This is a genomic window from Pseudoflavonifractor intestinihominis (assembly GCF_040096055.1).
Lineage (GTDB): Bacteria > Bacillota > Clostridia > Oscillospirales > Oscillospiraceae > Pseudoflavonifractor > Pseudoflavonifractor intestinihominis.
This window is the reverse complement of sequence record NZ_JBBMFK010000027.1, coordinates 28,717-55,194: the sequence shown is the minus strand read 5'-3', so window position 1 is coordinate 55,194 and position 26,478 is coordinate 28,717. Positions and strand designations below refer to the sequence as shown.

Genomic DNA, 26,478 nt, shown 5'->3' with positions numbered 1-26,478 from the left:
CGCAAATCAATCTCCTGGCTCATCGACCACCAGCACCTTCTCTCCGTCTATCTCCTCGTAGTGCCAGCCGCTCAGGCCCTGGGCAGGCGCCCTGGGGGCCTGTCCCTTCGGCTTGGGGGGCTCGTCCAGCCACCGCTGGTTGCGCAGGTACCGGCAGGCGTAGGGCGCCGGCCAGTCCTCCGCCTTGGTCTGCCAGAGCAGCGCCCTGGCGATGGCGTCAATGAGCTCGTCGTTGGGCCTGAGCCTGTCCCACTCCCGCACAGCGGACACCCGGTCCTCATGGCGGGGATAGTAGGCCCAGAACTTCTCAAACCGTTCCGGCTTCCACTGGGGGACACTCTTGGGTGAGCGTTTCTTTTTTCCGCCCTGTCCCCCTTTGGGGGATATAGGGGGTATATATAACTGGTTAGTAACTGTTTCCTTATTACATTTCCCCGTTTGGTGAAATGGATCACACGGATCGGTGAAATGCATTTCACCGTTTGGTGAAATGGGGTCCGCACTCTCCCCGTAGGCCTCCAGCACGTCGTTGGACAGCGCATACCACAGCGTCCGGTCGGCCTTGTCCTCGGAGAAGTTGCCCACCAGTACAGCCCCCGCGTCCCGCAGGTTGTTGACAATGCGCTCCAGCTGCCGCTGGGTCCAGAACGGGAACAGCTCCGCCAGGGCCTTCCGGGTGTTGTAGGTCCAGTAGCGGCCCTCATGGAAGTGCCGCCCGTTGGCCTTGTTCTTGGCCACCCAGAAGGCCATGGCGTGCAGGAACACAGCCCCATCCACCCCGTACCGCTGCGCCAGGGCCGCATTGAAGTGATATTCCTGCACTCCATCACCCCCTTCTTCCGCTCAAACAGCTCACTGCTCCATCAGGCGCATGGCGGCCTTGAGCTTGTCCATGCGGGCGGCCACCAGCCGGTCCACCGCCTCCTGCATCAGCTGCTCCATCAGGGACAGGTCCACCGTCTTATAGCCCCGGTGCTTGTACTCCACCAGGCCCCCGGGGCTGACGTTGTAGGTGTATGTACCGGTCTCCTCGTTGAGGGCGGCCCAGCCAAAGGGCGTACGGCCCTGCTGGAGGGCCCGCATCATGGTGGGAGAGCTTGTCCCCAGGTAGGACGCCGCCAGATGGATGGGCACGTTGTCGTACTTCATGATCTCCTCGTCCGACGGACGGGGCGCGTTAGATCTTCTCGGCATTGCTGCTTGCCTCCTTCATCGCTTCGTTGTAGGCCTCTATTGCCAACTGCATCCGCCTGATCTTCTGCCCAGCGGTGAGATCCTGAAATCCCATAATAGCCTCCAGGTTGCCCACCAGGGCCCATGGGTTATGTTTCCAGCGTCGGGCCGATGCTGCGTAGTACTCCCTCCAGCGTCGCTCCTCACTCTTGGTCATCTCAGCCCCTCCTCTCCGGCCAGGCCAGGGCCACGGCCAGCCCGGCAGCCAGCGCCGCCAGGATCACGGCCCCGGCCCGGACGCTGACAAATCCGCACTCGATATTGCCCACGGCGCCCAGGGCCATGACAGTCAGCAGGACGCAAAAGGGTGCACGAATCCAGCGGAAATTTCTTGCATTTCCGCCCGTCTTATGGTATATTTTCATTGTGTAAATCTCCTTTTCCGTCCTCAGGTCTCGCACACCTGGGGGCGGATTTTTTCTTCCTTGTTTTGTCGATTATTGCTCTTTATTCTCTATCCATGGTAGAAGGGAGTAAATTTTTATGAATGACAACCACATAAGTCAATACAGGAATTTTACATTTATCCCTCAGCACCGGCTCTATGTTCCTTCTGGCGAGTCTGAGGCATCTATAAACATTTTTTCTTTTGTGTTGGATTGTGTTTCTTTTTCGTTTTCCAAATTTGTCCCGACCATAAAAGAAAAACCACTGACTATTTTTATTCGCCATGGGGAACATGACCCGCAGTGTTTCAGAGAGGGTCACGCAATTTTTCTCAAGTGTCAGACTTCTTCATGGTCCCAAGCCGCATTCCAATTTGCACATGAACTTTGTCACTACTCCATACCGGGCAACGTACCAGAAAATTTACGCTGGCTGGAAGAAAGTATTTGTCATACAGCTTCATCCTTTTTCCTGCACTACTTGACACACCTCTGGATGAAAAATGGCATCCAGTACCGCACAAAAGACGGGCAGCTCTATGCGAACTGTTTTGCCGAGTATGCGGAAAGGGACTTGCAGTCAGCCGAACCGGTTAACCTAAAAGCGCAAGAAACAATTGCAGATCTGGAGCGCAACTGTTACCAGCGCAATAAAAACAGGTATGTCGCAGGTTTGCTTCTCCCAATTTTTATGGGGAATCCGCGACTTTGGGCTTCTGTTCCTGCGCTTTGTGAGATCCATCCGAATCAGTCATTGCAAGCATCTCTAGACGAATGGCTTCAAACAGAACCTCAGGAGATGCGCCCGGGTTTGCTTCAACTGCGCACCTTATTCGTCTAGACACTTCTACGTTGTACAGCCCATCACCTCCTTGCGGCCCATTGGCTTCGGCATCTGCCATTTAAACACCTTCTTTCCTCATCCATCGTACGTGTGTTATCCCTATCACATACTCGACCGGCAATCGGCCTGCTGGGCGCACCGCAGGGCCAGGGCGGCGGCAACAATCTCCTGGAGGTCCTCCATAATGTCGTCAAACTCGGGCCGCTCGTTGCCGTCGATGACGTTGTCCTCGGCGATCCTCATGAGCCGCCGGTCCGCATGGCTGTCAGCAAACTGGTAAATCCGGTTGGTGAGCCGGGCGCTGGCCTCCAGCACCCCCGCCTGGGGCACCTCGGGCACCACACGGCCATACATGGCGTTCTTTTCACGCACATGGCGCACAATCAAGTGCAGGGTGTTGTACAGATCAGACATCGCCTCCACCACTTCGTCAGGCGGCACCCGCTGGCCGGTCTCGTAGGCCCGCAGGCTCTCCACACTGATGCCCAGCCGCTCCGCTGCCGCTTCCTGAGTAAGCCCGGCAGCCTTGCGACAGGTCTTATAAATATTTCGGGTCTCTTCCGGCATGGTAATCACCTCCTTTTCAGACTAAAATACTTGCAGATAGTTCAGCAGGCCTCCGGGACTGGCATCATCTCCACGTCCCCGTCCTGCCGGCAGATAACCAGGGCCGTGTCGCCCCAGCGGTCCGTGATGCGGACGGCGTTCTTGGTGACCCGCTCCACACTCTCCAGCTGGTCTGGCTCGAACTGCCTCTCCAGCCACCGGATGATCCGCCGCAGCTCCGGGGTGTCCCCCTGCATCATGTTCTTCCCCCCTCTCAGCTGGCCGTCTCAGTCGGTTGTGTACTTCCCTTCCCCGCCGTGGTAGAATATGGGCGGTGGAAGGGAGGTGAAAAGAATGACAAAACAAGAGCTCGATGAACGGCTTACCAAGGCGCTTGAATCCTACAAGACGGACACCTTGGCAATGTCTGATCCATACGGGAAACGGCCCGTAACAGACGGTGAACTCTATGAATTTGCGCGGCAGACCTTTTATGCTCTGCATGAGTTTAAAACAGCAATTCTGGAGTATCTCCCCTGATTTTAAGCTGAGGTCGTTATAGCGGCCTCAGCTTTTGCTTTCTTCGGCCTGTCGGAGTTCGAGAATAATCCGGCCCGCTTCTGCGGCCACGTCGCTTGCCTTCTCTTGCAGCTTCAGCAGCCTGGATATCAGTTCATCGTTGTTTACATCAACCTCAAATACGAGTGTGTGCTTTCCAAATCCTGTATTCATTTCTTCACCCCCTCTCAGCTGGCCGCCTCGGGCGGCTGTTGTACTTCCCTTCCCCGCCGTGGTAGAATATGGGCGGTGGAAGGGAGGTGAACTTATGTCCGAGCTAAAACTGTCCAAAGATGCAGACGCTCTCGTCTGCGCATTGTATAAATCCTACTGTGAAAAAAGAAAACTGGGAAAATCGCGAGCAGACGCAAAACATATCGGAAGTGCTGAAGAAATTCGTAACGAGGTTGTTCCGGGGTGGCAATTGCCCGATGTTGAGGATACCTGTTGGGAATTAAAGCGCGCGGGGTTGCTCGCCAGTCTGGATGCAGACAATACCGTATATGATTCCTCCCTGACCGATGAAGCGATCATTTACATGGAAGGCCGATTTAAAAGCGGATTTACGGAATTTCTTGGTTATCTTGAACAGATTAAGTCAATTCTTCTGTGGTAACTTCCCAGTCATCCGCCAACAGGTCCTCTGCCTGCGGATGCCACCGCGGGCAGGGGGCTTTGCCTTTTCCATAGCAAATGCAATCATCCGGGCCATTTGTCGGCTTGATATGTACACGACCTCTCCAGAAAGGCCGGACAATCAGACCGCCGACTTCCAGAGCCTTTTGTGTTGCCTTTTGGATATTCACCCCGCTCACCTCCTCTCAGCTGGCCGCCTCGGGCGGCGTGCGGCCAAAGAGGGCATCAATAGAGCAATTCAAAGCATCCGCAAGCGCGACAATTTTATCTCCCCTGGGATACACGTCTCTGGTCTCCCATTTTGCAACCGTGCTTCGGTCGACTCCAAGCATCTGCGCAAGCCCCTCCTGAGATATCCCGCACGCCTCTCGGAAATCCTTTATTGTCTGCATCTTTTCACCTCCAAAAGCCGCAACGTGAAGTTTCTTCACACCACGCATTATATGTGCATTTTCTTCACTTGTCAATAGCAAATGTGAAATTTCTTCACATTTATTGAAATGTGACTTTTTTTCACATATACTTAATTTGATTCGGGGTGAGCGAAATGCAGCTAAAGCAGTTACGGACATCCCAAAAAATGTTGCAAAAAGATGTTGCAGCATTGCTGGGAATTGATCGGACAACCTATGCAAAATACGAAAGCGGGGCCAGCGAGCCGAACTATGAAACGCTGCTAAAGCTCGCTGAAATCTTTGGTGTATCAACGGACTATATCCTTGGCCGGGATGAAAAAAAGCCCGCTGCCGAGGATGGCAGCGGGCTTGTCGTATATGAAAAGCTGGCGAAGATGCTTCTAGATCAGGGAATCGACGTGGGGACTCTCTCCGATGCCCAGCTCCAACGTCTGGCGAAGATCATCGCGGCGGCTTTGGAGCAATAGCTGAATCTCCGGCAAGTCTTTCTCTGCCAGCCGGCGGCCCAGCGCCGCCTCCATCGCCTGCTCCAGTCTTGCAATTTCCTTTCTTATCGGCATTTCTCCCCCTCCTTGTACTTGACATTGTAGAACGTCCGTTCTACAATGTCAATGCAACTAAGAAAAAAGAGAAAAAATTTTGTGTCCGACTTGGACACCGAAGAGGTGAGCTGTCTGTGATCAAGGAACTCGAAGATTATCGGAGATTCACAGGCCCGGCCGAGCTGCACAAGGCAATCAACACCCTGGTGGGCCTGCTGAACGGGATAGCCATTGACCGCAACATCAACGAAGCTGAGTTTATGGAAGTCCAGAACTGGGTGGATCTTTACAGGCCCATTATGAACCGCCACCCGTTCAGTGAGATCATCCCGGTCATTGATCAGGCTCTATCCGACGGTGTGCTGTCCCGCGATGAAATTGACGACATTCTGTGGCTGTGCCGTAACTTGCTGGAGGACGATTCGTTCTCCTTCTATTACGACGTTGTCACCTCCTCCATCCAACAGCTGGAGGGCATCATCCACGGCCTGGTTGCCGACAATGCCATAACCGACTTTGAGATCCAGCAGCTTCAGGACTGGATGGACGCACACACCTTTCTGGCCGGGACATATCCCTTTGATGAGGTGTACAGCCTGCTCTCGTCTGTGCTTGCAGACCAGGTTGTCACAGAAGATGAACGCAACACCCTCAAATCGTTCTTCTATACATTTATTGACACCAAGGAGTCTTACAACGTCAATGAGCCGGACGTAAAGGCTCTGCAAGAGCAGTATACCATCGGCGGAATCTGTGCGGTCTCCCCCGCCGTTACGATTGCCGGGAAAACCTTCTGCTTTACCGGTACCTCTGCCAGAGCCAAACGGAAGGAAATCGCCGCAATCATTGAAGAGGCCGGAGGGATCTATCAGGATACCATCACCAAGGCCGTTGACTATCTCATTGTCGGGGCAGAGGGGAATCCCTGCTGGGCCTTCTCCTGCTACGGCCGGAAGGTGGAAAAGGCCATCCAGCTGCGCAAGGCTGGTCACCCCATTGTCCTCGTAAACGAGCATGATTTCTGGGCGGCGCTGTCATAACGCCTCCGCCTCTACATATGGGAGTTGATACTGTGTCTGAACAGATTTCATTCTTTGATACCCGTTCTGAGAAGGAAAAGAAAGCGGAAAAGGAGCTGCTTTTCCTCAATCGAATCTTCCCCCAGCTCAAACAGGCAATCAAAGATCATGACGAGAGTGCCGATCTTTTGAGCCTAAATATCACCCAGGGGTACAGCGCCGTTTTCCTCTCGTCCTTTACGCTCTTCCGGCTCCACTTCCGCGGAAAGCAGCACTACATATCCATTCCCATTGTATTCTCTGACCTGATTCCCTCGTCCCTTCCGAAGAAGACCGCCAAGTCTGAGCTGAAGTATGTCCGTATTCCGGTGGATGAAAAGAACCCGCTGGAAGGCGACGAAAGCCTGCTGATTGATATCGCCCGTGAGTGTGTTACCCGCTACCCTAAGGAGTGGGACTGCTGCTCCCGGTACATGGAGTGCAGCGATGCAAAGAAGTGCGTCCACCCGGACAAGGCCTTTGCATTGGGCTGTGGCTACCGTAAGGTACTCCAGTCCGGTCGTATCTTCTACGGCTCAAACCGCAATGTGGACTGACGTGTCCGACCTGGACACATCAATTTGTTGGAGGGAAGAACGATGAAAAACACCACTCGCAGCTTTATCTCCGGAATCCTTGTCACCCTGTCCGTCCTGGGCGTCATCGGCGCGGCCGCTGCCGCGTCCCAGCAGACCGCCACACTGGACTATGCAGACATCAAAATCACGATGGATGGCCAGGTTGTGACCCCCACCGACGCTAACGGCGCCGCCGTAGAGCCCTTCGCCATCAGCGGCACCACCTACCTGCCTGTCCGGGCCGTGGCCAAGGCTCTGGGCTTGGATGTCACCTGGGACAGCGCCACCTCCACTGTGGTCCTCACCACGCCCGAGGCTGAAAAGTCTGTGTACATCACCCGCACCGGGGAAAAATATCACTATGACAGCAATTGCAACGGCGGCACCTACTGGGCCGTCCCCTTTGAGACGGCCACCGGCATGGGCCTGGAGCCTTGCAGCAAGTGTGTCCACTGATGTGTCCGATTTGGACACGCTTCAAATCCGCCAACGTCGGCGGATTTCAATACGAATACAAAAACCGCCCTCAGCCATCCGGCCGGGGGCGGTTGTCAATCCATATCTTCCGGAAGTCTCAGCAGCATCGGAATACAATTTACATTCCATTGTTCTCTGGGGATTTTGCCCTGCTCATCCATGCGTCCAAATTCTGCTTTTTCGTAAAAAGGGACAGCCTGTTTGTCAGCACACAGAATTATATACTCAATTCCAAGAAAAGTTTCTCTCAGGTCGCTGGCAGTCTTCAACGCAAAGTTGACCAAATTTGTACCAATGCCCTGGCGCTCTGCTGTCTTATCAACTGCAAGTTCAAATATCTCAAGAGCTGGGTGCCCATATGTAACACCTTCAGACTCCACGATGTACGATGCTGCGCGCAATGTTATATATCCCAGAATCTTTTCACTGTCATCTGTACTTTGAAGAAATACATATGTAACACCGAGTCCACAGTTTCTGTCACTGATTGCGTTATATCTGATATATTCTTCGTAGTGCTCATGATTCCCACAAGAATTAGGGTTGACCTCAAATTGGAAGGCCAACCCTTTACGCGCCATATCAAGATCATATAGTACGATCTCGCCGTTTTCTATCATTTCTTCTTGGGCAAATACTTGGCGGCATCCTCACATCTGACCTTGAGCTGTGCTAAGCTAATTGTAGGTTCCGGCTTCTTCTTATTCTTGTCAATAATGACTCGGTAACCGTAATTTCTGGCTACTGCCGACATAGTATCATCTCCTTTTATACTGGGTTCTCTGCACAATAAAGTTTCAGAAAACAATACATTTAACCTACGGTTTTATTATACCAGAAGTGGACAAAAAAAATATTCTCATAATTCACAAAATGTCAACTGTAAAACTGTTTAGATTATCTGTGTTCTTTTTATACTATGTGACAAAGGAGAAATGTTGACATGTACACAATCAGAGAAAATACTGGTGTAGTTTGGTCCTGATACCATCATTTCTACTTATTGCGTTCTCTGGGCTTTGGATTATTAAAAAATATTGAGGTGATTTCTTGAAAAGAGCCAACGGAAGCGGCAGTATTGTCAAGCTGTCCGGCCCGCGCCGGCGGCCCTATGCTGTGCGCGTCTCCTACCGGGATAAATACGGGAAAATCAAGCAGGTGGCGCTCAGCTACCACAGCAAAGCCGCAGAGGCCCAGGCCGCCCTGGACGCCTACAACCAGAGCCGCGCCGCAGGGCTGATAGCTGCGCCTGAACAGCTCGCCATGACTGTATCGCAGGTCTATGAGTACTGGTCGGGCAGAGAGTATAAGCGGCTCAATCCTGCATCCGTGACCAGCCATAAAGCTGCGTGGAATAAACGTGTGTCGCGGTTTGCGGGCAAGAAAATGAGGGACATGACACTGGATCAGTGGCAGTCTATACTGGACGAGGATGAGGAGAACGGCCTCTCCCAGTCCCTCATCAATAACGACGCCATGCTCATCAAGGCTCTCTATCGGTACAGCATGGAGCGGGATATCGTAGCCAAGGACTACTCCAAGTATCTCGACATCCCGTCTGTTGACGCCAAGAGAGCGAAAGGCGCATTTTCAGACATGCAGATGGCCAAGCTGGAGCAGTTGGCCCAGGACGGCTTTCCGTGGGCGGATACGGCTCTGATGCTCTGCTATACAGGATTCCGGATCTCTGAGTTTCTGGAGCTGACGGTCTTTTCCTACCATGCTGATGGTGACTATCTCCAGGGCGGGAAAAAGACCAGGGCCGGTAAAGACAGGATTGTCCCGGTACATCCCAAGATTAAGCCTTACCTGTTGTCCTGGATTAAGCGTGGAGGCGACACCATCATATCCGTGGACGGAGCGCCCATGACCGCGCAGCAATACCGCACGGTGGCCTTCCCGGCGATTGCGGAAGCGCTGGGTACACCGGAGGCCACACCCCACTGGTGTCGCCATACCTTTGCCACCCGGCTCCATGCCGCCGGTGTGGATGAACTGACCATAAAGTGGCTCATAGGGCACTCAACGGAGTCAAATATCACCCAGCACTACACCCATGCGACGATTGAACTTCTGCAACGGGCTATGCGGAAATTGGCATAAGCAAAATACACAAAAATAGGATGTTAGAATCCGGTTAATAACAAGCTCATAACAGAAATTCCCGCAACCCATTGCGCCGCAAGGGTTTTCTAAATTCGATAAGTTATAGAATCATTAAGAAAAAGGGAATTTCTCATTTCGAAATTCCAGATTTTATCACATTATAGACAGAACAGCGCGGCTTTTTTCACATTTTGCGAAAAAAGCCGCGCTGTTTTGCCAATCTGATATTTTATGAAGCTCCCGCCAGGTCCCTCCACTGGATCTGATACTCGCCTTCTCCGGCGGCGCACACAGCCGCCCGCCAGCCCTCGCCGGCAAAGTCCTGCAGCAGCAGTCCCTCCGCCCGCTCTCCGGGCAGGGGCGGGCAGATCCTGGCCGGTCCGGCGATGCTGCCGCCCACCCGCTTGACCCAGCTCTCCTTCCGGGTCCACAGCTGGCAGAACTTGTCCCAGCCGCCGCCCTGCTCCAGGAACCACCGGTACTCCCGGATGTCCAGCGAATGGCGGGGCAGGCCGTCCCGGTGGGGCCGCACCCGCTCGATATCCACGCCCACAGGCCGGTCGGAAAACGCGCACAGGGCCAGATTGCCGCTGTGGCTCAGGTTGAAGTGGACGTCCGGCAGGTCGGGGAAATAGGGCTTCCCCATGGGCCCGCGGACCACGGGCGGCATCTCCTCCAGACCCCAGATCTCCCGCAGGCCCAGGGCCAGCAGCCGGCGGGACGCAGCCCGTCCCTCCTGGTCTCTGCTCCCCAATATCAACAGCATCGCCATTTCCCCCTTCCGTCTCAAGTGTTATGTCTATTTTAATCCTTTTTACCTTGTATTTTCAATCCGGTTTTTGTACAATATCTGCAAAATCCCGGGGGCACGCCCCTGCGCACGCTTTTCCCGGGCAATGAGGAGTGACGTTCCATGGAAAAATTGCAGTATATCTGCCCCAAGTGCGGCTGCCGCACCTATGAGCACGACCAGTTCCAGGCTACCGGCGGCAACTTCGCCAAGCTGTTCGACATTCAGAACAAGAAGTTCTACACCATCACCTGCACCCAGTGCGGCTACACCGAGCTCTACAAGGCCCAGACCGACACCGGCTGGGACATCCTGGACTTCCTTATCGGGGGCTGAGGCAAAAAACGGCGGCGGGAGCTGTCCCGCCGCCGTTGGCTTTCTGTATCGGTCTGTACCGGTTCCTCAGTCGTCCAGCACCTGCACGCCGGCGCCCAGCACGCCGCTGCCGATGTAGACACTGAGGGTGGCGTCTATGGCGCCCTCCCAGAAATGTTCGTAGTTGGGGAATTCCTGCTCCATCCTGGCGCGGAGCTGGGCCATCTCCTCCGGCGCGCCGCCGTTGGCCACGCCCAGATTGTACCGCTTGTGGTCCCCCAGCGCCTTGCGCACCAGCTCCAGCAGCTTGTCCTGCACGGCCTTGCGCCCCCGGACCTTGGCCACGCTCTGGAGCTGTCCGTCGGGGGCAAAGGTAATGAGGGGCTTGATGTTGAGCACAGTCCCCGCCATGGCGGTCACCTTGCCGATGCGCCCGCCCTTGGCCAGGTACTCCAGGGTGTCCACCGAGAAGAAGGGGAAGGTGTTGGCGATCAGCTTGGGCACCCGCTCCTTCACCAGCTTCTCCCAGGTCATGCCGCTCTCAATGTCCTCCCAGGCCTGGAGCACGATGATGCCGATGCCCAGCGCGCCGCTGACCGAGTCGAACACCGCCACATCCAGGTCGTGGCGGCTCTCCCCCAGCAGCCGGATCATGTTGTAGGTGCCCGACAGGCCGGAGGACAGGTGGATGGCCAGCACCCGCTCGTAGCCCTCCGCCTTGATGCGGCTGAGGATGCGGTCGGCGGTGAAGAAGTCGGGCAGAGAGGTCTTGGGCAGCTCCCCCGCCGCCAGGCGGCGGTAGATGTCGGGCGCGAAGATGTCCACGCCGTCGGAGTACTCCCCATCCCGGCAGGTGATCTTCAGGGGCACGGTGAAGATGGGCTTTCCCGCCCGCAGCTCCGGCGACAGATCGGAGCAGGAGTCGGTCAGAATGGCGATCTTATAGGGGTTTGACAATTTCATCACCCTACTCTATAATTAGCATGTAGCATAACGATGTTATGTGACTATTATATCCAATTCTTCCACCTCTGTCAAGCGAGAAGGAGGCCCATTATGGACTATCGCGAGCGGCGGAAGGCCCAGGCCAGGCAGACGGAACAGGCCATCCTCCAGGCCGCCATGGAGCTGTCCCACGAGGACAGCTTTGACCGGATCTCCATCCGGGACATCTGCCGCCGGGCCGGCATCACAACCGGTGCGTTTTACCACCACTTCAAGTCAAAGGAAGATATGCTGGTACGGGGCTTTGCCTCTCTGGACGTGTACATGGAGCGGGCCCTGATGGGCCACGAGAAGGACGACCCAGTGGAACGGCTGTGGCTGCTGCTGTCCAGCTACGCCGGTTTTATGGAGGAGGAGGGCCACGAGCTGGTGGCCCGGTACTATGTCCACCGCCTGTCCAACCCCTCCTTTGAGTCCATGGACCCCTCCCGCTTCACCCACCGGGCCATGCTGGAGTGCCTGCGGCAGACCCGGGACCTGGGGCTGCTGATGCCGGGCAAGTCGCCGGAGTGGGTGGCGGACTTCCTGTTCCGCCACTTCCGGGGCGTGGCCATCGACTGGATCCTCCACCAGGGCTCCTACCCATTATTGCCCAAGCTGGAGCAGGACTATCAGTTCTTCGCCCAGATCTTCCAGCGTACAGCCTGATGAGACAGGGGCGCGCCTTACGGCGCGCCCCTGTTGCGCTTTGTCTGACCATCTGCTGTCTTCACCACTTGTTCTCCACCCGCTCGGCAAAGCCCATAAAGTTCCGCAGCTCCACCGCCTTGCCGTCATCCAGCACCGCCCGGCCGGTGAAGCGGCCGAACACCTGGTGCTGGTCGGACTTGATGACCCCCGCGCTGGCACAGGCCGCCCGGTCCAGGACGGGCTGAAAGTCCATCTCAAAGCGGCCGTCGTCGCTGGTGAAGGTCCAATTGGCCATGTAGTCGTACCGGCCGCCCTTTTTCGGGATATGGAAGGCCACCTTGGAGAGCTTGTGGGCCTTCCCGTTGCAGAAGAGCATGTTCTCCGTGGCCGCCGAGGTGTCGCCGAAGCCGTAGCCGATGTTGAACCCGAAGGGCACGCCGTCCGCCAGACCGGAGGCGGAGCCCCAGTACCAGGTGTTGTGGTAGGTCCACACCCCCCGGCCCCAGTCCAGGGTGCCGAAGGAATCCCCCGGGTGGAAGGTGTAGGTCTTCTCCCCCAGGGTGACCGTGCCCGAGGCCCGCATGCAGTTGATCTTCTGGTTGTAGTAGAAGTGCCCCGGCTTGCCGAAGGGGGTGCAGATGACCATGGACTCCTCCGGCTCATCCGTGAGCACCACCCGGGCGTCCAGGGCCTGGCCGTCCCGGAACTTGTCCATGTGGGCCACCAGCAGCCGCTTCTCCCCGCCGGCCCGGAAGAAGAGGCCGTACCCCTTCCCCGACACCGCCGTGTCCCCCCGCTCCGAGGTGGCGGGCAGGCCGGTGCTGCCCATGGGCAGGAGCCGCATGGGGCTCCTGGTCACCTGCCAGCCCTGGTCAAAATCCAGGAGGGAGATGGAGTCCAGGCCCATGTAGGAGTTGTCCGCAATGGTGAGGGCCAGGGCAAAATGGTCGTTCATCACCAGGTAGTAGTCCCACTCCTTCAGCCGGGTGATCCCGCCCCTGACCTTGCTGCGGTCGTACACCGGCAGGAGCCGCTTGGCGTATCCCGCCTCCGTCAGGTTGCCCCTGCCGTCCAGCAGGGGGATGGGCCTTGTGATCTCATGCTGTTCCACGGCGCTCCCTCCTTTTGTCCCACATATCCGGGTTGTCTGTGTCTATTATATCCTACCTGTCTCCCCGGAGCAAGCGGGCATAGGGACAACCAGCGGGCGCATATCCTGTCTGGACGGGAGGTGGGAGCATGATATCCAAACTGCTGGCCAGACAGTGGGTGCGGGACGCCATTCTGGGGCTGGCCCTGCTGTGCGCCACCCTGGGGCTCATGTTCTATCCCCAGGAGGCCATGTCGGCGGCCAGGGACGGGCTGAAGCTGTGCTACAATGTGATCATCCCCTCCCTGTTCCCCTTCTTCGTCCTGTCCTCCCTGGTGGTGGAGCTGGGGCTGGCGGGCTACCTGGGCCGGGCGCTGGAAAAGGTCATGCGCCCCCTGTTCAACGTCAGCGGCGCCTGCGCCTCCGCCTTTGCCCTGGGCTTTATCGGCGGCTACCCCGTGGGCGCCAAGACCGCTATCAGCCTCTATGAAAAGGGCATGTGCACCCGCACCGAGGCGGAGCGGCTGCTCTCCTTCTGCAACAACTCCGGCCCCGCCTTCATCCTGGGCGTGGTGGGGGCGGGGGTGTTCGGCAGCAGCCGGGTGGGCCTGCTGCTCTACCTGGCCCACGCCGCCGCGTCGGTGTGTGTGGGCATCCTCTTCCGCTTCTACAAGGCGGGCGGCGCCAAACGGGACAGCGCGCGCCCTGCGCCCCGGTTCCAGGCCCAGCGCTTTACCGCCGCCTTCACCGGGTCCATCAAGAACTCCTTTCTCTCCACCCTCAACATCTGCGCCTTTGTGGTGTTCTTCACCGTGGTCATCAAGTTGCTCTTTCTGTCCGGGATTCTCTCCGGCCTGGCCTGGGCCCTGGGGACCCTGCTGTCCCCCCTGGGCTTCTCCCAGGAGTGGGCGGAGCGGCTGCTCACCGGCTTTCTGGAGATCTCCTCCGGCGTGTGGACCCTGTCCGGCTCCGGGGCCCTGGCGGGACGGCTGTCCATGGCCGCCTTCATGCTGGGCTGGGCCGGGGTGTCCGTCCACTGCCAGGTGCTGTCCTTTATCGGCGGCAGCGGCCTGAGCGTGCGGACCTATCTGGTGGGAAAACTGCTCCACGGCGGACTGTCCGCCCTGTTTGTGGCGGCGCTGTCCCGCCTCTTCTCCTTCGAGGCCCCCGCCGCCGCATACCTGGCCGACCAGGTGGCCTCCATCGCCGCGCTGGACTTCCGCACCGCGCTGGTCATCTCCACCGTGTCCGCCTGGGTGGTGTGGCTTCTCTTCTTCGCCGCCGCTGCCGCCGCCATCCGCCGCTGCCGTCGGGCCTGAATCCCTCTTTTTTCCCCTTCTTCCCTGTTTTTGTGGAAAATCCCGCCCCGATGCGGTATACTGTTATACAAGAAAAGAATCGCCTTCCGGAGGGAACTGCCATGCTGTTTCAAAAATCCATTGAGCCCCGCTGCGCCTACTGCACCCGCTCCGCGCCGCTGGACGACGATAGCCTGCTGTGCGCCAAAAAAGGGGTGGTGTCCCCCGGGGGCCACTGCCGTGCCTTTCAGTACGACCCCTTCAAGCGGGTGCCGCCCAGACCGGTGGCCCCCGACTTCAGCAAGCTCAAGGACGAGGACTTCACACTGTGATCTTACGGAAAAGGAGGCCGGAGCAGATGCTCCGGCCTCCTTTTTGTCTTTTTATCAGCGCTCCCACTTCTCCACCAGGGCGCGGATCTGATCGGCGAACTTGGCCAGGTCCTTGTTGGTGCCGCCCTTGTTGTGTCGGATGGCCTCCATGAGCTTCTCGCCCGCCTCCTCCAGGCGGCGGTAGGCGGGAGAGCCGGCGTCCTGAGGCGCGGCCTTCCTGGGCTGGGGGATGCCCGCCGCCAGCACCTTGCCGGCGAGCAGGTCGTAGACCTCCTCATACTCGGGGGCGTGGGCGGAGAAGCCCTGCTCCCGCAGGGTGTTGGCGTAGATCTCGGTGACCGCCGCGTCGCCGTGGACCACAAAGACCTCCTTGGGCCTGGGGTTGTAGTAGTTGATCCAGGCCAGCAGGCCGTTGCGGTCGGCGTGGGAGGACAGGCCGTGGCACTGGGTGATATCCGCGTTGACGGCGATGGTCTCGCCGAAGAGCTTGACCTCCTTGACACCCTCCAGCAGGCGGCGGCCCAGGCTGCCCTCGGCCTGGAAGCCCACAAAGACCACCGTGCACTCCCTGCGCCACAGGTTGTGCTTCAGATGGTGGCGGATACGGCCGGCGTCGCACATGCCCGAGGCGGAGATGATGACCTTGGGGGTCTTGTCCGCGTTCAGGGCCTTGGACTCCTCGCTGCTCTCCACCAGGGTCAGGCCGGGGAAGGTAAACAGGGCCTCGCCGTCCCGCACCACCTCCAGGGCCTCCTCGTCCAGATAGCCGTGGAGGTCGCCGGAGAAGATACGGGTGGCCTCACGGGCCAGGGGGGAGTCCACGCAGACCTGGAAGTTGGGGGCGTTGGGGGTCAGGTTCTCCTCCTTGATCTCCCGGATAAAGTAGAGCAGCTCCTGGGTGCGGCCCACCGCAAAGGAGGGGATCACCACGTTGCCGCCCCGGCCCAGGGTGCGGTCGATGATGGCCGCCAGCTCCTCCTTGTACTCCCCCCTGCCCTGGTGGAGCCGGTCGCCGTAGGTGCTCTCGGTGAGGACGTAGTCCGCCTCCTGGATGTACTGGGGGTCCCGGATGATGGGCTGGTCGTGGTTGCCGATGTCGCCGGAGAAGACGATCTTCCGGGTCTGTCCCTCCTCGGTCAGCCAGATCTCCGCGCTGGCCGAGCCCAGCAGGTGCCCGGCGTCGGTGAACCGGAGGCGGGCAATGCCGGGGAGGATCTCCAGCTCCTGGCCGTACTCGCAGGAGACCAGCTGCTTCAACGTCAGCTCCGCGTCTTCCACGGTGTACAGCGGCTCCACCGGCGGCCGGCCGGCGCGCTTGCCCTTCTGGTTCTCCCACTGGGCGTCGCTCTCCTGAATGTGGGCCGAGTCCTGCAGCATGATGGACAGCAGCTGGGCGGTGAGCCGGGTGCAGTAGATGGGGCCGTCAAAGCCCTGCTTTACCAGCAGGGGCAGACGGCCGGAGTGGTCGATGTGGGCGTGGGTCACCACAACGGCGTCGATATACCCGGGCGTAAAGTCCAGCCTGCTGTTGTCCTGCTCATCCCGCCCCTGCTGGAGTCCGCAGTCCACCAGGATCCGCTTCCCGCCGCACTCCACACAGTGACAGCTGCCGGTGACCGCTTTGGCTGCGCCGAAAAAGGTCAGTTTCATACCAGGCACCTCCTTTTTTGCTTCTGAGTTCATTGTACCTTCCCCACTTGGGAAATGCAATCAGGAGGTGATGCTCAGCGTGTAGAATTTCCCCGTTTTCCCCCTCACCGGAGGCTGTCCACCGCCAGGCGCTGGACATAGGCGGAGAGCGTCCGGTAGGACGGGCAGAAAATCCGCCGCCCCGCCGCAAGAGACAGGGCCTCGTTCCAGTCCTCCAGGCTGTAGGTGTCCAGCGGCTGGGCGGTCAGCAGGGTGAGCAGCCACACCGGGTCGGGGCGATCCACGCCCTGCCCCTCCCGGAGACGGCGCAGAATGGGGTTTTCCATGGGTATCCCGCCTTTCTTCTCCCCATTCTATGCGCCTCCGGCCCGGAAGAACCCCTGGAACACGAAAAGAGCGGGGGATCCGCTCCCCCGCTCTTCGGATTGGTGTTCTTTTACACCACCTGAGCCTTGATCAGGTTGGTGGTGCCGCTCTTGTCCCACGGAACCCGTTCCGCGGGAACCCTGTCTTTGATCTGCTGGGGCGGAGTGAATCCGCCCCGCATCAAGGCTTTGCCTCAGGCAAAGCCTTGGAATCGGCAAGAGCGGGGGAAAGTCTCCCCCGCTCTTCGGATTGGTGTTCTTTTACACCACCTGAGCCTTGATCAGGTTGGTGGTGCCGCTCTTGCCGATGGGCACGCCGGCGGTGATGACCACGGTATCGCCGCTCTTCACAGCGCCCTCCTTGCGGGCCACTTCCACGCTCATGGAGAACAGGCGGTCAGTGGAATCCACAAAGCCGGTCAGGTAGGAGTGGACGCCCCAGGAAATGGCCAGCTGGCGGCGGACCTTCTCGCTCTGGCACACAGCCACGATGGGGCAGGCGGGACGGAACCGGGAGATGACCTTGGCGGTGTAGCCGGACTCGGTGGGCGCCAGGATGGCGGCGGCATTCAGGTCCATGGCGGTCATGCAGCAGGTGTGGGTGATGGCGTCGTTGATGGTGGACATGCCGGGCTGGATGCTGTGCTCACGGAAGCGGCCCCAGTAGTTGATGGCGGACTCGGCGGCCTTCACGGTGGACACCATGGCCTCGACGGCCTCGATGGGGTACTTGCCGGAGGCGGTCTCGCCGGAGAGCATCACGCAGGAGGTGCCGTCGAACACGGCGTTGGCCACGTCGGACACCTCGGCACGGGTGGGACGGGGGTTGCGGATCATGGAATCCAGCATCTGGGTGGCGGTGATGACGGGCTTGCCGGCCATGGTGGTGGCCTTGATCATCTTCTTCTGGAGGATGGGCACCTCCTGAGCGGGAATCTCCACGCCCAGGTCGCCGCGGGCAACCATGATGCCGTCGGCGGCGGCGATGATCTCGTCCAGATTGTCCACGCCCTCGCGGTTCTCGATCTTGGCGATGATGCGGATGTTCTTGCCGCCCTCGTGCTTGCACAGCTCGGCGCGGATGTCCTCCACGTCGCTGGCCTTGCGGACGAAGGAGGCGGCGATGAAGTCAAAGTCGTTCTCAGCGGCGAACTTCAGGTCATCCTTGTCCTTCTCGGTGAGGGAGGGCAGCAGGATGTGCACATCGGGGATGTTGATGGACTTATTGTTGGACAGGGGGCCACCGTTCTCCACCACGCAGACGATCTCCTGGCCCTTGATCTCCTGCACCAGCAGGTCGATCAGGCCGTCGTCCACCAGGATGTGGTTGCCGGGGGCGACCTCCTTGTGCAGGTTCGTGTAGGTAACGGACACACGGCTGGCGTCGCCCTCGCACTCGGCGGTGGTCAGGGTGAAGATGTCATCCTTCTTCAGCTCGATGCGGCCGTCCTTGAAGGTCTTGATGCGGATCTCGGGGCCCTTGGTGTCCAGGATGGCGGCCACGGGGATGCCCAGCTCGTCGCGCACCCGCTTGAGCTTGGTCAGCTGAGCCAGGTGGCTCTCGTGAGTGCCGTGGGAGAAGTTGAAGCGAGCGGCGTTCATGCCGGCAAGGATCAGCTTACGGATCATTTCCTCGTTATCCACGGCGGGACCCAGCGTGCAGATAATCTTTGTCTTTCTCATATCGGACATGGCTGACATACCTCCATATCGGTGGTTGTATTTGAGGTTTTAATATCTTTGCGGGATAATCATACTACAAAGGCGCTCATTTGAAAAGGGGTAATCGATACAATCCAAAAAGATTTAACATTTTCCTTAATCGTCATTTTATCCATACTGCTTCCAGCAATTTCCCGTTTACCTGTTTCATATCCCAGGTTAAGCGGTTCCTTATCCCGTTTTCGCTTCGCCTGAATATTGTGTCAATGCTCTGCTGTGCAAAAGAGCGCCATGCACGACCGGCATGGCGCTCTCACTTTTTTATTCTGCCTTCTCCCCGTCCTGCGGGTCGGGCTCCAGCTTGGACACGGTGGCCCACTCCACCCGGCGGTCGGTCAACTCCTCCACCCGGATGTGGAGGCCGCACACGTCCACCTCGGGGTGGCTGCCGTCCTCCGGGATGACCGCCAGCTGGGCGAACACCAGGCCGCCCAGGGTGTCGTACTCCTCGTCCTCGGGCAGTTCCACGTCCAGTGCCTCGGCCACCTCCTCCAGGTCGGCGGAGCCGGCAATACGCCACAGGTTGTCCCCCAGAGGGATGATCTCCTGCTCGTCCTGAGGGTCGAACTCGTCGTAGATATTGCCCACGATCTCCTCCAGCAGGTCCTCCATGGTGATGATGCCGCTGGTGCCGCCGTACTCGTCCACCACAATGGCCATGTGGATCTTCTTGGCCTGCATGTCCCGAAACAGGGCGTCGGTGCGCACCGACTCGGGCACAAAGTAGGCGGGCGTCAGCAGGTCCCGCAGGGACTTGGGCTGGGCCTCACGGGCGTTGAGCAGGTAGGTGCGGGTGTTCAGGATGCCGATCACGTCGTCGGCGTCCTCCTCGTAGACCGGGAACCGGGTCAGACCGGTCTCCCGGATGGTGCGGATGATCTCCTCGTCCGTGTCCTGGGCCCAGAGCATCACCACGTCGGTGCGGTGGATCATGACCTCCTCGGCGGTCATGTTGTTGAACTCGAAGATGTTGTCGATCATCTCCTTCTCGCCCGACTCAATGGCCCCCTTCTCCTCGCCGATGTCCATCATCATGCGGATCTCCTCCTCGGAGACCTGGTCCTTCTCGGCGTTGGGGTCGATATGTAGCAGGCGCAGCACCCCGTTGGTGGACACGGTGAGCAGCCAGATGAGGGGACGCATCACCGCCGACAGGAAGGACACCACGCCGCAGGTGAACCGGGCCACCTCCTCCGTCTTCTGCATGGCCACCCGCTTGGGCACCAGCTCGCCCAGCACCAGGGTGAAGAAGGAGAGGATGATGGTGATCAGGATGACCGCCAGGGTGTTCACGGCCGCCGCCGCCGGGGCGTCCAGCTGCCACTTCAGCACCGCCCAGTCCCGGATGCGGCCGGCGAAGTTGTCCGCCGCGAAGGCCGAGCCCAGGAATCCGGCCAGGGTGATGCCGATCTGGATGGTGGACAGGAAGCGGGTGGGGGCCTCCACGATCTTCAGCAGCTTGGCCGCCTTCTTGTCCCCCTCCTCCGCCTCCCGGCGCAGGACGTTTTCATTGAGTGAAATGACCGCGATCTCTGTGGCGGCAAAATACGCGTTGACCAAAATCAGGATCAGCTGCAGCAGCAATTGGGGCCATATAGGGTCCGATAACACGGAAATTCCTCCTAACAATTTTCAGACAGTTCGACGTCTCCGCCTTTGTCGCAGAATTATATCACAACCGTAGTGGAAATTCACTACTTTTTGCAAAAATCTTACACTTTTAATTTTCTGCACTCTTCTTCGTCAAAATGGGTGCGCATTGGCCTGCCCCATGTTATAATGATGTCTGCTGAATCGGCTGCCGCCCGGCCTGTCCGGAGCGCATCAGCCTCCCGGAGTCATAAATCCCGCCGTTTTGGCCTGTTTTTATGGATTTCGGTCATTTTCTTTTCAAGTGAGGGATGCCCTGTGAGTATGCTCCGGGATCGCCTGCCCAGCTGGGCCAGGCAGCCTGCGATTTTTGTAAAGTGGCTGGTGTTCTCCTGCGTCATCGGCCTGATCTGCGGCGGCGTGGGCACGCTGTTCCACTTCGCCATCGACGCCGCCGCCGAGCTGAGGGGGGAATACCCCTGGATTCTCTGGCTGCTGCCTGCGGGCGGTGCGCTCATCGTCCTGCTCTACCACTGGTGCGGCATGGAGAAGGACCGGGGCACCAACTTCGTGCTGGTGGCCGTGCGGGAAAATGAGCCCCTCCGCCTGCGCACCGCGCCCCTCATCTTCGCCGCCACTGTCATCACCCACCTGGTGGGCGGCTCCTCCGGCCGTGAGGGCGCGGCCCTCCAGCTGGGCGGCTCTATCTCCTCCAAAATCGGCCGGTGGATGGGTCTGGACGACAAGGACAGCCGGGTCATCACCATGTGCGGCATGTCCGCCGCCTTCTCCGCCCTCTTCGGCACCCCCCTGGCCGCCGGTGTGTTCTCCATGGAGGTGGTGAGCGTGGGCGTCATGTACTACGCCGCCATTGTCCCCTGCACCGTCTCCTCCCTGGTGGGCATGGGGGTGGCCTCCTTCTTCGGCGTGCCCCCCACAGTTTACACCCTCACCGGCGTGCCCGCCCTCAACGTGGTCACCGCCCTCCAGTGCGTGGGCATGGGCATCCTCTTCGCCCTGCTGTCCATCCTGTTCTGCCGGGTCATGCACGTGGCCCCCAAGCTGTACAACAAGCTCATCCCCCAGCCCGTTCTCCGGGCGGCGGTGGGCGGCGCCCTGGTCATCGCCCTGACCTACCTGGTGTGGCTGTGGAACCCCGGCACCTACGACTACAACGGCGCCGGCGCCGGGCTCATCGCCCAGGCCATCGGCGGCCAGGCCAGGCCCGAGGCCTTCCTTCTGAAAATTCTGTTCACCGCCGTCACCCTGGGGGCCGGCTTCAAAGGCGGCGAGATCGTGCCCGTGTTCTTCACCGGCGCCACCTTCGGCTGCGTGGCCGCCCCCCTGCTGGGCCTGCCCGCCTCCTTCGGCGCGGCGCTGGGCATGACGGCCGTGTTCTGCGGCGTCACCAACTGCCCCATGACCTCCCTGTTCCTGGCCTATGAGCTCTTCGGCGGCCAGGGCCTGCCCCTCTTCGCCGTGGCCTGCGCCGTATCCTATATGCTCTCCGGCTATTATGGCCTGTATAGCGAACAAAAAATCGTGTATTCTAAGTTCAGACCGGAATTTATTGATAAAAAGGCGGAATGAACCATGGAACAGACCCTCTTTTACAACGGGACCATCCTCACCATGGAGGACGGCCCGGCGCCTCAGGCGGTGCTGACGGGGGGCGGCGTCATCCGGGCCGTGGGGACGCTGGCAGAGCTGGAGGCCCTGGCCTCTGATGCGCGGCGGCGGGACCTGAAAGGCCGCACCCTGATGCCCGCCTTTCTGGACCCCCACAGCCACCTGACCGCTCTGGCCTCCACCCTGGATCTGTGCCCCCTGGGCAGCGCCTCCTCCTTCGGGGACATGGCACGGCTGCTGCTGGCCTTTCAGAAGGAGCGGCACATGGCCCCGGACCAGTGGCTCATCGGCTTCGGGTACGACCACAACGTGCTCTCGGAGCGGGCCCAGCCCGACCGGCACACCCTGGACGACGCCTTCCCTGAGACGCCGGTGCTCGTCTCCAACGCCTCGGGACACATGGGAGCGGTCAACTCCGCCGCCCTGAAGCTGCTGAACATCACCGCCCACACCCCGGACCCGGAGGGTGGAAAGATCGGCCGGGAGGCCGATGGCCGCACCCCCAGCGGCTACCTGGAGGAAAACGCCTTCATCCGCCTGGCCTCCGCCATGCCCGGCCCCTCGCCGGAGCAGGCCGCCCGCAACGTGGAGCGGGCGGAGGAGATCTACCTCTCCCACGGCATCACCCTCATCCAGGACGGCCTCACCGACACCGGCCGGTATACCCTGCTGTCCGCCGCCCATTTAAAGACCGAGGCGGTGGGGTACGCCGACCTGAAAAACACCCCGGAGCTGATTGACCGACCCCACATCGGCGGGTACAAGATCTTTCTGGACGGCTCCCCCCAGGGCAGGACCGCCTGGATGCTGGAGCCTTACGCCTCCAACGGCCCTGACCAGCCCGGCTACTGTGGCTACCCCATCTACACCGACGAGGAGGTCACCGGCTTTGTCCGCACCGCCCTCACTCAGGGCAAGCAGCTGCTGGCCCACTGCAACGGGGACGCGGCGGCGGCGCAGTATATCCGCTGCTGCCGGGCCGCCCAGGAGGAGACCGGCCGCTCTGTGGCGGACATCCGGCCGGTGATGATCCACGCCCAACTGGTCCGCCGGGAGCAGCTGGCGGAGATGAAGGAGTTGGGCATCATCCCCTCCTTCTTCGCCGCCCACCTGTGGTACTGGGGGGACGTCCACGCCGAGAACTTCGGTCCCGACCGGGCCGCCTCCATCAGCCCCCTGGGCTGGGCGGAGGAGTTGGGCATCCCCTTCACCCTCCACCAGGATACGCCGGTCATCCAGCCCGACATGCTGGAGACGGTATGGTGCGCTGTCAACCGCCTGACCCGGGAGGGAAAAACGCTGGGTCCGGCTCTGAAGGTCTCCCCCATGGCCGCTCTCCGGGCGGTCACCATCCACGCCGCTTACCAGTATTTCCGCGAGGACTCCCTGGGCTCCATCACGCCCGGCAAGCAGGCCGACCTCATCGTTCTCTCCGCCGCCCCCACTGCGGTGGACCCCATGGACATCCGGTCCATCCGGGTGCTGGAGACCATCCACGGGGGCAAAACGGTCTGGCAGGCGTGACGCCGCCCCCACAAAATCTCCGACTCACAAAATCCCCCGGATTTCTTACTGATATTGAAAGAAATCCGGGGGATTTTCCCATTTTATGTGTTTTTCAGCTATCCATCACCGGATAAGGCAGCTCCGGATGTCGTCCAGCAAATCCACGATTGCGGTGCGGTTGATGGAGAAATAGACCCGGTTGTTGTCCTTTTTCTCCGCGTTGATGAGGCCGTAGCTGCGCAGGGCGCTCATGTGCTTGGAGATGGTGGCTGTGGTCAGGCCCAGCTCGTTGGCCAGCTCAATACCGTACGCCTTTTTGTCCGCGATATACTGCAAGATCTCAAATTTGCTCTCGTCCCCCAGGGCCCGCAGCTTGGGACAGATCTGATCCAAACTGGCGGGTGCCCTAGCAGCCCGGAAAAAAGGCTGGATCAGAATCCCCACATGGGCATAGACATGGCCTTCGTCATCCGTGTCGATGCCCACGATATTTCCGCCGAAGATCCAGGGGATCACATAGGCGGTGTCCGCCTGACCATAGGACTGGTCCACGTTCAGGAACTGCCCGGCAAATTCCTCTGTGGTGTGGCTGGCGAAATAGCCGTTCCAACGGGCCTCAAACTGTGCCAGCGCCGGCTCAAACAGCCGCAGTTCCCGCTCCAACGCAGCTGCAAAGGGCCGAAGAAGCTCTTCCAGCTGCCCCAGGTACCGATCAAAGTCCAGCAGCACCAGGTTCAGGTTCCACTTGAATTCCGGCGGATATGGCAGCTCCTGGAGCTGCTGCACCAGAGGCTTGCTCAGGTAGCTCTCCAGGTCCTCGATCCCCATGCCGCCGCTGCACAGCTCCTGGGGGATGTAGGACTGGCCCCGCTGCCGGAACGCCTTTGCGACGTACCGGAACTGAGCGTCAAAATCATGGATGCCGATATTCAGAAACGTCAGCACCATGCTCTGGGCCAGATTGATGGATTCCCCCGCCGGCTCAGAGGCGTAGGAGCGAAAATAGAACTGCAGCAGCGCCTGATCCGGCGCCGTCTCGGCCATCTGCTGGTCCACACAGCGCTCCACCACCTCACGGAAGACGGCCAGCTGGCGGCGGAAGGCGTCTCCCTCCGACTCGGAAAACTCGGCGCCGTATTTCTCCCATATCTTTCCCGCCATCGTCTCCATGGAGACGCCGCCCACATACTGGGTCAGCATCTGGATGACCTCGCCCGTGATATTCGGCGTACGCTGAATCACAACATTCATAGTATTCATTCCCCACTAAATCTGGTGGTTTTGATACAATTATACTTCTTCTCTTCAAAAAATCAACCGATAAAAGCATCCCTGCAGAGCGGAGCCGGGATAATCGAACCGCTTCCGCTCTACAGGGATGTGCAGGTCAGTCAGCCATGGCGCGGTACAGGAAGGTCACCGTTTGAGCTCTGGTACACAGCAGCTCAGGGCTGAAGGTGGTAGCGCTGCTGCCCTTGGTGATCTGGTTTTCCACGGCCCACGCAACGGGAAGGGCGTAGTAGGCACCGGCGCTGACATCCTGGAACGGATTCTCCGCGCCGGAAACGCCGGAACCCATCGCACGATACAGGAACGTGACGAATTCGCCCCGGGTCACAGGGTTGTCCGGGCTGAAGGTGGTGGCCGTGGTGCCGGTAGTGATCCCATTCTCCACTGCCCAGAGGAGTGCGGTGTAATAATACTGGCCGGCTTCCACGTCCTGGAAAGGATTGACCTGAGAGGTGGGTTCCGGGCTGCCCATGGCGCGCCACAGAAGGGTCACCGTCTCAGCTCTGGTGCAGTTGGCGTCGGGGCTGAAGGTGGTGGCAGAGGTGCCCTGGGTCACGTCGTGCTCCACCGCCCACTTCACCGCGTCGGCATAGTAGGCGCCGGAATCCACATCCGCGAAATTCGTCTCCTCCTGCTCCGGCCGGCTGCCCGTACCCGTGGGCACGGAGATCACCATCTCCGGCACGTCTGTGACGCACACGTTGCTGGCGTTGCCGGCCCAGTCCACCACGCGCACATAGATGGTCTTGCCCGGCCACAGGTACGCACCGTCCGTATAGGGCTGGAAGTTCTCCCCGTCATAGCTGTACTCCATGTGGTCCACATCCGTGGCGTCCGTAGCGGCGCTGATGCTGTAGGGCGTGCAGAAGAGGTCTGTCAGGACCGGCGCCTCCTTATCGCAGACAACATGGAGGTACAGCTCCGTGCAGATGTTCTGCACGTTATAGACCTCCACCCAGATGATGTTCTCGCCCTCCTGGAGCGTCACGGTGTGGTCAAAGGTGCGCTCCGCCTGGCTGCCCTCTACCGGGGTCTGGACATTGTCCGAGGCGAAGATGATCTGGTCGTTGACGTATACGGTAAAGCTGTCCGTCACATCGCTGAAAATGCCGTGAATGGGGAATTCCGTCTCATTGGTATAGATCTTCCCGTCCGCCTGACTGGGCTTTACCTCCAGGGTCAGGTTGGGCGCGTTGTACTGGTACTGGAATTTGACGTAGCTGTCGTACACGACCACCCCGTTGTCCACTGCGTAGAGGTGGAAGGTGTTGAGTCCCTCTTTCAGAACCACCGGGATCTGGAATTTTCCGGTGCCCGGCTCCAGCTCCACCTTCGTCTCGCCCCACATAAGGTCCACCGGGTGGCTGGCATAGCCGGTCAGAACAATGGTGTCGTCCTCCAGCTCCCGGTTGACAATGTTATAGGCGCCGAAGTTGGTCTCCTTAAGGCTGAAGTTCAGGTGGGCGTTCTCCTGATAGTCCTGGGTGTAGAGGGACACGCTCACCATGGTCAGGTTGCCCGACTTGTCGTAGATGGAGAAGGTGATGCTCAGCCCCATCGCGTTGAGCAGGGGGAATTCGATAGTGGCCTCCTGGTTCTCGTCCACGTCAAACATGTCGCTCTGGGTGATGGTGGTCGACTCATCCACGTTGTACTGATAGCTCCACTGGCAGCGGCCGGCAGAGGTATCCAGGACCTTTACCGTCAGGGGGATGACCGCGTTCTGGTCCTGATTGGTCACAAAGCGGTAGGGGTTGACCTGTTCCAGGAGCAGGTCCTCCGGGATGGAGAATTCCACTGCGGGCAGCACAGTGTCCAGGAACAGGTTCGTCTCCCGGCGGAGCACTTCCTCCCCCTCCGGGTTGCGCACCACGATGGTGACCATG

General features: G+C 59.4%; 33 protein-coding genes. 14 read left to right on the top strand and 19 right to left on the bottom strand.

Annotated features, from left to right (window positions below; all coding sequences use genetic code 11):
• Positions 1-6 precede the first annotated feature (6 nt).
• From WMO64_RS14055 to WMO64_RS14040, 4 genes are read right to left on the bottom strand one after another with little or no spacing between them, the layout of a single operon-like run.
• Entirely contained in the window at positions 7-822 is an 816-nt protein-coding gene (locus WMO64_RS14055) for an LvrA C-terminal domain-related protein (RefSeq protein ID WP_349232373.1), read from the bottom strand.
• A gap of 30 nt (positions 823-852) precedes the next feature.
• Positions 853-1,194, bottom strand: a complete 342-nt coding sequence (locus tag WMO64_RS14050; RefSeq protein ID WP_349232372.1) for a hypothetical protein — start codon at positions 1,192-1,194, stop codon at positions 853-855.
• Entirely contained in the window at positions 1,178-1,390 is a 213-nt protein-coding gene (locus WMO64_RS14045; RefSeq protein WP_349232371.1) for a hypothetical protein, read from the bottom strand. The genes WMO64_RS14050 and WMO64_RS14045 overlap by 17 nt, the downstream gene beginning before the upstream one ends.
• Before the next feature lies 1 nt (position 1,391).
• Positions 1,392-1,598, bottom strand: a complete 207-nt coding sequence (locus WMO64_RS14040; protein WP_349232370.1) for a hypothetical protein — start codon at positions 1,596-1,598, stop codon at positions 1,392-1,394.
• Between the two features lie 118 nt (positions 1,599-1,716).
• Between WMO64_RS14040 and WMO64_RS14035 the strand changes: the two genes are divergently transcribed.
• A complete protein-coding gene (locus WMO64_RS14035) occupies positions 1,717-2,460 on the top strand; it encodes a hypothetical protein (RefSeq protein ID WP_349232369.1) in 744 nt (247 codons plus the stop codon).
• A gap of 105 nt (positions 2,461-2,565) precedes the next feature.
• On the opposite strand, the gene WMO64_RS14030 is transcribed toward WMO64_RS14035, so the two are convergent.
• Together WMO64_RS14030 and WMO64_RS14025 are read right to left on the bottom strand one after the other, a co-directional pair.
• Positions 2,566-3,030, bottom strand: coding sequence for a helix-turn-helix domain-containing protein (locus tag WMO64_RS14030; RefSeq protein WP_349232368.1), 465 nt, complete (start codon positions 3,028-3,030; stop codon positions 2,566-2,568).
• A gap of 41 nt (positions 3,031-3,071) precedes the next feature.
• On the bottom strand, positions 3,072-3,269 hold the full coding sequence (locus WMO64_RS14025; protein WP_349232367.1) for a hypothetical protein: 198 nt from the start codon (positions 3,267-3,269) through the stop codon (positions 3,072-3,074).
• A 94-nt stretch (positions 3,270-3,363) separates the two neighbouring features.
• On the opposite strand from WMO64_RS14025, the gene WMO64_RS14020 reads away from it, so the two are divergent.
• Positions 3,364-3,549: a hypothetical protein gene (locus WMO64_RS14020; RefSeq protein ID WP_349232366.1), complete on the top strand. Its 186-nt coding sequence runs from the start codon at positions 3,364-3,366 to the stop codon at positions 3,547-3,549.
• A 27-nt stretch (positions 3,550-3,576) separates the two neighbouring features.
• Here the strand turns inward: WMO64_RS14020 and WMO64_RS14015 are convergent, their stop codons facing one another.
• Positions 3,577-3,741, bottom strand: coding sequence for a hypothetical protein (locus WMO64_RS14015; RefSeq protein WP_349232365.1), 165 nt, complete (start codon positions 3,739-3,741; stop codon positions 3,577-3,579).
• A 94-nt stretch (positions 3,742-3,835) separates the two neighbouring features.
• Here WMO64_RS14015 and WMO64_RS14010 point away from each other — a divergent pair, with 94 nt between their 5' ends.
• Positions 3,836-4,183 carry a hypothetical protein gene (locus WMO64_RS14010; protein ID WP_349232364.1) on the top strand — a complete coding sequence of 116 codons (348 nt, stop codon included), beginning with the start codon at positions 3,836-3,838 and terminating at the stop codon, positions 4,181-4,183.
• Here WMO64_RS14010 and WMO64_RS17160 read toward each other — a convergent pair.
• Together WMO64_RS17160 and WMO64_RS14005 are read right to left on the bottom strand one after the other, a co-directional pair.
• Entirely contained in the window at positions 4,161-4,373 is a 213-nt protein-coding gene (locus WMO64_RS17160; RefSeq protein WP_435412075.1) for a Thoeris anti-defense Tad2 family protein, read from the bottom strand. The genes WMO64_RS14010 and WMO64_RS17160 overlap by 23 nt on opposite strands.
• Before the next feature lie 15 nt (positions 4,374-4,388).
• Positions 4,389-4,595, bottom strand: a complete 207-nt coding sequence (locus WMO64_RS14005; protein WP_349232363.1) for a helix-turn-helix domain-containing protein — start codon at positions 4,593-4,595, stop codon at positions 4,389-4,391.
• 155 nt (positions 4,596-4,750) lie between these two features.
• Between WMO64_RS14005 and WMO64_RS14000 the strand changes: the two genes are divergently transcribed.
• From WMO64_RS14000 to WMO64_RS13985, 4 genes are all read left to right on the top strand, one after another.
• Complete coding sequence (locus tag WMO64_RS14000; protein WP_349232362.1) at positions 4,751-5,086, top strand: helix-turn-helix domain-containing protein; 336 nt, start codon at positions 4,751-4,753, stop codon at positions 5,084-5,086.
• A gap of 209 nt (positions 5,087-5,295) precedes the next feature.
• The gene (locus WMO64_RS13995; protein WP_349232361.1) at positions 5,296-6,201 is read left to right on the top strand and encodes a BRCT domain-containing protein; all 906 of its coding nucleotides are present in this window, start codon (positions 5,296-5,298) and stop codon (positions 6,199-6,201) included.
• A 32-nt stretch (positions 6,202-6,233) separates the two neighbouring features.
• A complete protein-coding gene (locus tag WMO64_RS13990) occupies positions 6,234-6,776 on the top strand; it encodes a hypothetical protein (RefSeq protein ID WP_349232360.1) in 543 nt (180 codons plus the stop codon).
• A gap of 42 nt (positions 6,777-6,818) precedes the next feature.
• Positions 6,819-7,253 (top strand): stalk domain-containing protein, encoded by a 435-nt coding sequence (locus tag WMO64_RS13985; protein WP_349232359.1) that lies wholly within the window; start codon positions 6,819-6,821, stop codon positions 7,251-7,253.
• 95 nt (positions 7,254-7,348) lie between these two features.
• Here the strand turns inward: WMO64_RS13985 and WMO64_RS13980 are convergent, their stop codons facing one another.
• A complete protein-coding gene (locus tag WMO64_RS13980; RefSeq protein ID WP_349232358.1) occupies positions 7,349-7,894 on the bottom strand; it encodes a GNAT family N-acetyltransferase in 546 nt (181 codons plus the stop codon).
• Between the two features lie 430 nt (positions 7,895-8,324).
• Between WMO64_RS13980 and WMO64_RS13975 the strand changes: the two genes are divergently transcribed.
• Positions 8,325-9,377 carry a tyrosine-type recombinase/integrase gene (locus WMO64_RS13975; protein ID WP_349232357.1) on the top strand — a complete coding sequence of 351 codons (1,053 nt, stop codon included), beginning with the start codon at positions 8,325-8,327 and terminating at the stop codon, positions 9,375-9,377.
• Positions 9,378-9,609: 232 nt separating this feature from the next.
• Here the strand turns inward: WMO64_RS13975 and WMO64_RS13970 are convergent, their stop codons facing one another.
• On the bottom strand, positions 9,610-10,146 hold the full coding sequence (locus tag WMO64_RS13970; RefSeq protein WP_294522451.1) for a 4'-phosphopantetheinyl transferase family protein: 537 nt from the start codon (positions 10,144-10,146) through the stop codon (positions 9,610-9,612).
• Positions 10,147-10,293: 147 nt separating this feature from the next.
• On the opposite strand from WMO64_RS13970, the gene WMO64_RS13965 reads away from it, so the two are divergent.
• Positions 10,294-10,506: a zinc ribbon domain-containing protein gene (locus WMO64_RS13965; RefSeq protein ID WP_349232356.1), complete on the top strand. Its 213-nt coding sequence runs from the start codon at positions 10,294-10,296 to the stop codon at positions 10,504-10,506.
• 66 nt (positions 10,507-10,572) lie between these two features.
• Here the strand turns inward: WMO64_RS13965 and WMO64_RS13960 are convergent, their stop codons facing one another.
• Positions 10,573-11,448 carry a DegV family protein gene (locus WMO64_RS13960; RefSeq protein WP_294522457.1) on the bottom strand — a complete coding sequence of 292 codons (876 nt, stop codon included), beginning with the start codon at positions 11,446-11,448 and terminating at the stop codon, positions 10,573-10,575.
• Positions 11,449-11,541: 93 nt separating this feature from the next.
• Between WMO64_RS13960 and WMO64_RS13955 the strand changes: the two genes are divergently transcribed.
• Complete coding sequence (locus WMO64_RS13955) at positions 11,542-12,138, top strand: TetR/AcrR family transcriptional regulator (protein ID WP_349232355.1); 597 nt, start codon at positions 11,542-11,544, stop codon at positions 12,136-12,138.
• A 61-nt stretch (positions 12,139-12,199) separates the two neighbouring features.
• On the opposite strand, the gene WMO64_RS13950 is transcribed toward WMO64_RS13955, so the two are convergent.
• Positions 12,200-13,231, bottom strand: a complete 1,032-nt coding sequence (locus tag WMO64_RS13950; RefSeq protein ID WP_349232354.1) for a DUF2804 domain-containing protein — start codon at positions 13,229-13,231, stop codon at positions 12,200-12,202.
• Positions 13,232-13,359: 128 nt separating this feature from the next.
• Here WMO64_RS13950 and WMO64_RS13945 point away from each other — a divergent pair, with 128 nt between their 5' ends.
• Together WMO64_RS13945 and WMO64_RS13940 are read left to right on the top strand one after the other, a co-directional pair.
• Positions 13,360-14,529 carry a nucleoside recognition domain-containing protein gene (locus WMO64_RS13945; protein WP_294522465.1) on the top strand — a complete coding sequence of 390 codons (1,170 nt, stop codon included), beginning with the start codon at positions 13,360-13,362 and terminating at the stop codon, positions 14,527-14,529.
• Between the two features lie 101 nt (positions 14,530-14,630).
• The gene (locus WMO64_RS13940; protein ID WP_294522468.1) at positions 14,631-14,840 is read left to right on the top strand and encodes a hypothetical protein; all 210 of its coding nucleotides are present in this window, start codon (positions 14,631-14,633) and stop codon (positions 14,838-14,840) included.
• A gap of 54 nt (positions 14,841-14,894) precedes the next feature.
• Here WMO64_RS13940 and WMO64_RS13935 read toward each other — a convergent pair whose 3' ends face one another.
• The 4 genes from WMO64_RS13935 to WMO64_RS13920 form a co-directional block, all read right to left on the bottom strand.
• Positions 14,895-16,490, bottom strand: a complete 1,596-nt coding sequence (locus WMO64_RS13935; protein ID WP_294522470.1) for an MBL fold metallo-hydrolase RNA specificity domain-containing protein — start codon at positions 16,488-16,490, stop codon at positions 14,895-14,897.
• Positions 16,491-16,594: 104 nt separating this feature from the next.
• Complete coding sequence (locus WMO64_RS13930; protein ID WP_349232353.1) at positions 16,595-16,816, bottom strand: hypothetical protein; 222 nt, start codon at positions 16,814-16,816, stop codon at positions 16,595-16,597.
• 300 nt (positions 16,817-17,116) lie between these two features.
• Positions 17,117-18,547, bottom strand: coding sequence for a pyruvate kinase (pyk, locus tag WMO64_RS13925; protein WP_294520979.1), 1,431 nt, complete (start codon positions 18,545-18,547; stop codon positions 17,117-17,119).
• A 291-nt stretch (positions 18,548-18,838) separates the two neighbouring features.
• Complete coding sequence (locus WMO64_RS13920) at positions 18,839-20,188, bottom strand: hemolysin family protein (RefSeq protein WP_349232352.1); 1,350 nt, start codon at positions 20,186-20,188, stop codon at positions 18,839-18,841.
• A gap of 297 nt (positions 20,189-20,485) precedes the next feature.
• Between WMO64_RS13920 and WMO64_RS13915 the strand changes: the two genes are divergently transcribed.
• Complete coding sequence (locus tag WMO64_RS13915; RefSeq protein WP_435412074.1) at positions 20,486-21,757, top strand: chloride channel protein; 1,272 nt, start codon at positions 20,486-20,488, stop codon at positions 21,755-21,757.
• 3 nt (positions 21,758-21,760) lie between these two features.
• Positions 21,761-23,320 carry an amidohydrolase gene (locus WMO64_RS13910; RefSeq protein ID WP_349232350.1) on the top strand — a complete coding sequence of 520 codons (1,560 nt, stop codon included), beginning with the start codon at positions 21,761-21,763 and terminating at the stop codon, positions 23,318-23,320.
• Positions 23,321-23,425: 105 nt separating this feature from the next.
• Here WMO64_RS13910 and WMO64_RS13905 read toward each other — a convergent pair whose 3' ends face one another.
• On the bottom strand, positions 23,426-24,553 hold the full coding sequence (locus tag WMO64_RS13905) for an ArsR/SmtB family transcription factor (RefSeq protein ID WP_349232349.1): 1,128 nt from the start codon (positions 24,551-24,553) through the stop codon (positions 23,426-23,428).
• Positions 24,554-24,689: 136 nt separating this feature from the next.
• On the bottom strand, positions 24,690-26,477 hold the full coding sequence (locus tag WMO64_RS13900) for an S-layer homology domain-containing protein (RefSeq protein WP_349232348.1): 1,788 nt from the start codon (positions 26,475-26,477) through the stop codon (positions 24,690-24,692).
• Between the last annotated feature and the right edge of the window lies 1 nt (position 26,478).

Coding starts and splice junctions, on each gene's coding strand:
- WMO64_RS13910 (WP_349232350.1), top strand. CDS start 21,761: ATGGAACAGACCCTCTTTTACAACGGGACCATCCTCACCATGGAGGAC.
- WMO64_RS13930 (WP_349232353.1), bottom strand. CDS start 16,816: ATGGAAAACCCCATTCTGCGCCGTCTCCGGGAGGGGCAGGGCGTGGAT.
- pyk (WP_294520979.1), bottom strand. CDS start 18,547: ATGTCCGATATGAGAAAGACAAAGATTATCTGCACGCTGGGTCCCGCC.
- WMO64_RS13960 (WP_294522457.1), bottom strand. CDS start 11,448: ATGAAATTGTCAAACCCCTATAAGATCGCCATTCTGACCGACTCCTGC.
- WMO64_RS13900 (WP_349232348.1), bottom strand. CDS start 26,477: ATGGTCACCATCGTGGTGCGCAACCCGGAGGGGGAGGAAGTGCTCCGC.
- WMO64_RS13940 (WP_294522468.1), top strand. CDS start 14,631: ATGCTGTTTCAAAAATCCATTGAGCCCCGCTGCGCCTACTGCACCCGC.
- WMO64_RS14015 (WP_349232365.1), bottom strand. CDS start 3,741: ATGAATACAGGATTTGGAAAGCACACACTCGTATTTGAGGTTGATGTA.
- WMO64_RS14000 (WP_349232362.1), top strand. CDS start 4,751: ATGCAGCTAAAGCAGTTACGGACATCCCAAAAAATGTTGCAAAAAGAT.
- WMO64_RS13985 (WP_349232359.1), top strand. CDS start 6,819: ATGAAAAACACCACTCGCAGCTTTATCTCCGGAATCCTTGTCACCCTG.
- WMO64_RS14005 (WP_349232363.1), bottom strand. CDS start 4,595: ATGCAGACAATAAAGGATTTCCGAGAGGCGTGCGGGATATCTCAGGAG.
- WMO64_RS13970 (WP_294522451.1), bottom strand. CDS start 10,146: ATGCTGTTGATATTGGGGAGCAGAGACCAGGAGGGACGGGCTGCGTCC.
- WMO64_RS13965 (WP_349232356.1), top strand. CDS start 10,294: ATGGAAAAATTGCAGTATATCTGCCCCAAGTGCGGCTGCCGCACCTAT.
- WMO64_RS14030 (WP_349232368.1), bottom strand. CDS start 3,030: ATGCCGGAAGAGACCCGAAATATTTATAAGACCTGTCGCAAGGCTGCC.
- WMO64_RS14040 (WP_349232370.1), bottom strand. CDS start 1,598: ATGAAAATATACCATAAGACGGGCGGAAATGCAAGAAATTTCCGCTGG.
- WMO64_RS13935 (WP_294522470.1), bottom strand. CDS start 16,490: ATGAAACTGACCTTTTTCGGCGCAGCCAAAGCGGTCACCGGCAGCTGT.
- WMO64_RS14045 (WP_349232371.1), bottom strand. CDS start 1,390: ATGACCAAGAGTGAGGAGCGACGCTGGAGGGAGTACTACGCAGCATCG.
- WMO64_RS14025 (WP_349232367.1), bottom strand. CDS start 3,269: ATGATGCAGGGGGACACCCCGGAGCTGCGGCGGATCATCCGGTGGCTG.
- WMO64_RS14035 (WP_349232369.1), top strand. CDS start 1,717: ATGAATGACAACCACATAAGTCAATACAGGAATTTTACATTTATCCCT.
- WMO64_RS14020 (WP_349232366.1), top strand. CDS start 3,364: ATGACAAAACAAGAGCTCGATGAACGGCTTACCAAGGCGCTTGAATCC.
- WMO64_RS13945 (WP_294522465.1), top strand. CDS start 13,360: ATGATATCCAAACTGCTGGCCAGACAGTGGGTGCGGGACGCCATTCTG.
- WMO64_RS14050 (WP_349232372.1), bottom strand. CDS start 1,194: ATGCCGAGAAGATCTAACGCGCCCCGTCCGTCGGACGAGGAGATCATG.
- WMO64_RS13955 (WP_349232355.1), top strand. CDS start 11,542: ATGGACTATCGCGAGCGGCGGAAGGCCCAGGCCAGGCAGACGGAACAG.
- WMO64_RS13905 (WP_349232349.1), bottom strand. CDS start 24,553: ATGAATGTTGTGATTCAGCGTACGCCGAATATCACGGGCGAGGTCATC.
- WMO64_RS13980 (WP_349232358.1), bottom strand. CDS start 7,894: ATGATAGAAAACGGCGAGATCGTACTATATGATCTTGATATGGCGCGT.
- WMO64_RS14010 (WP_349232364.1), top strand. CDS start 3,836: ATGTCCGAGCTAAAACTGTCCAAAGATGCAGACGCTCTCGTCTGCGCA.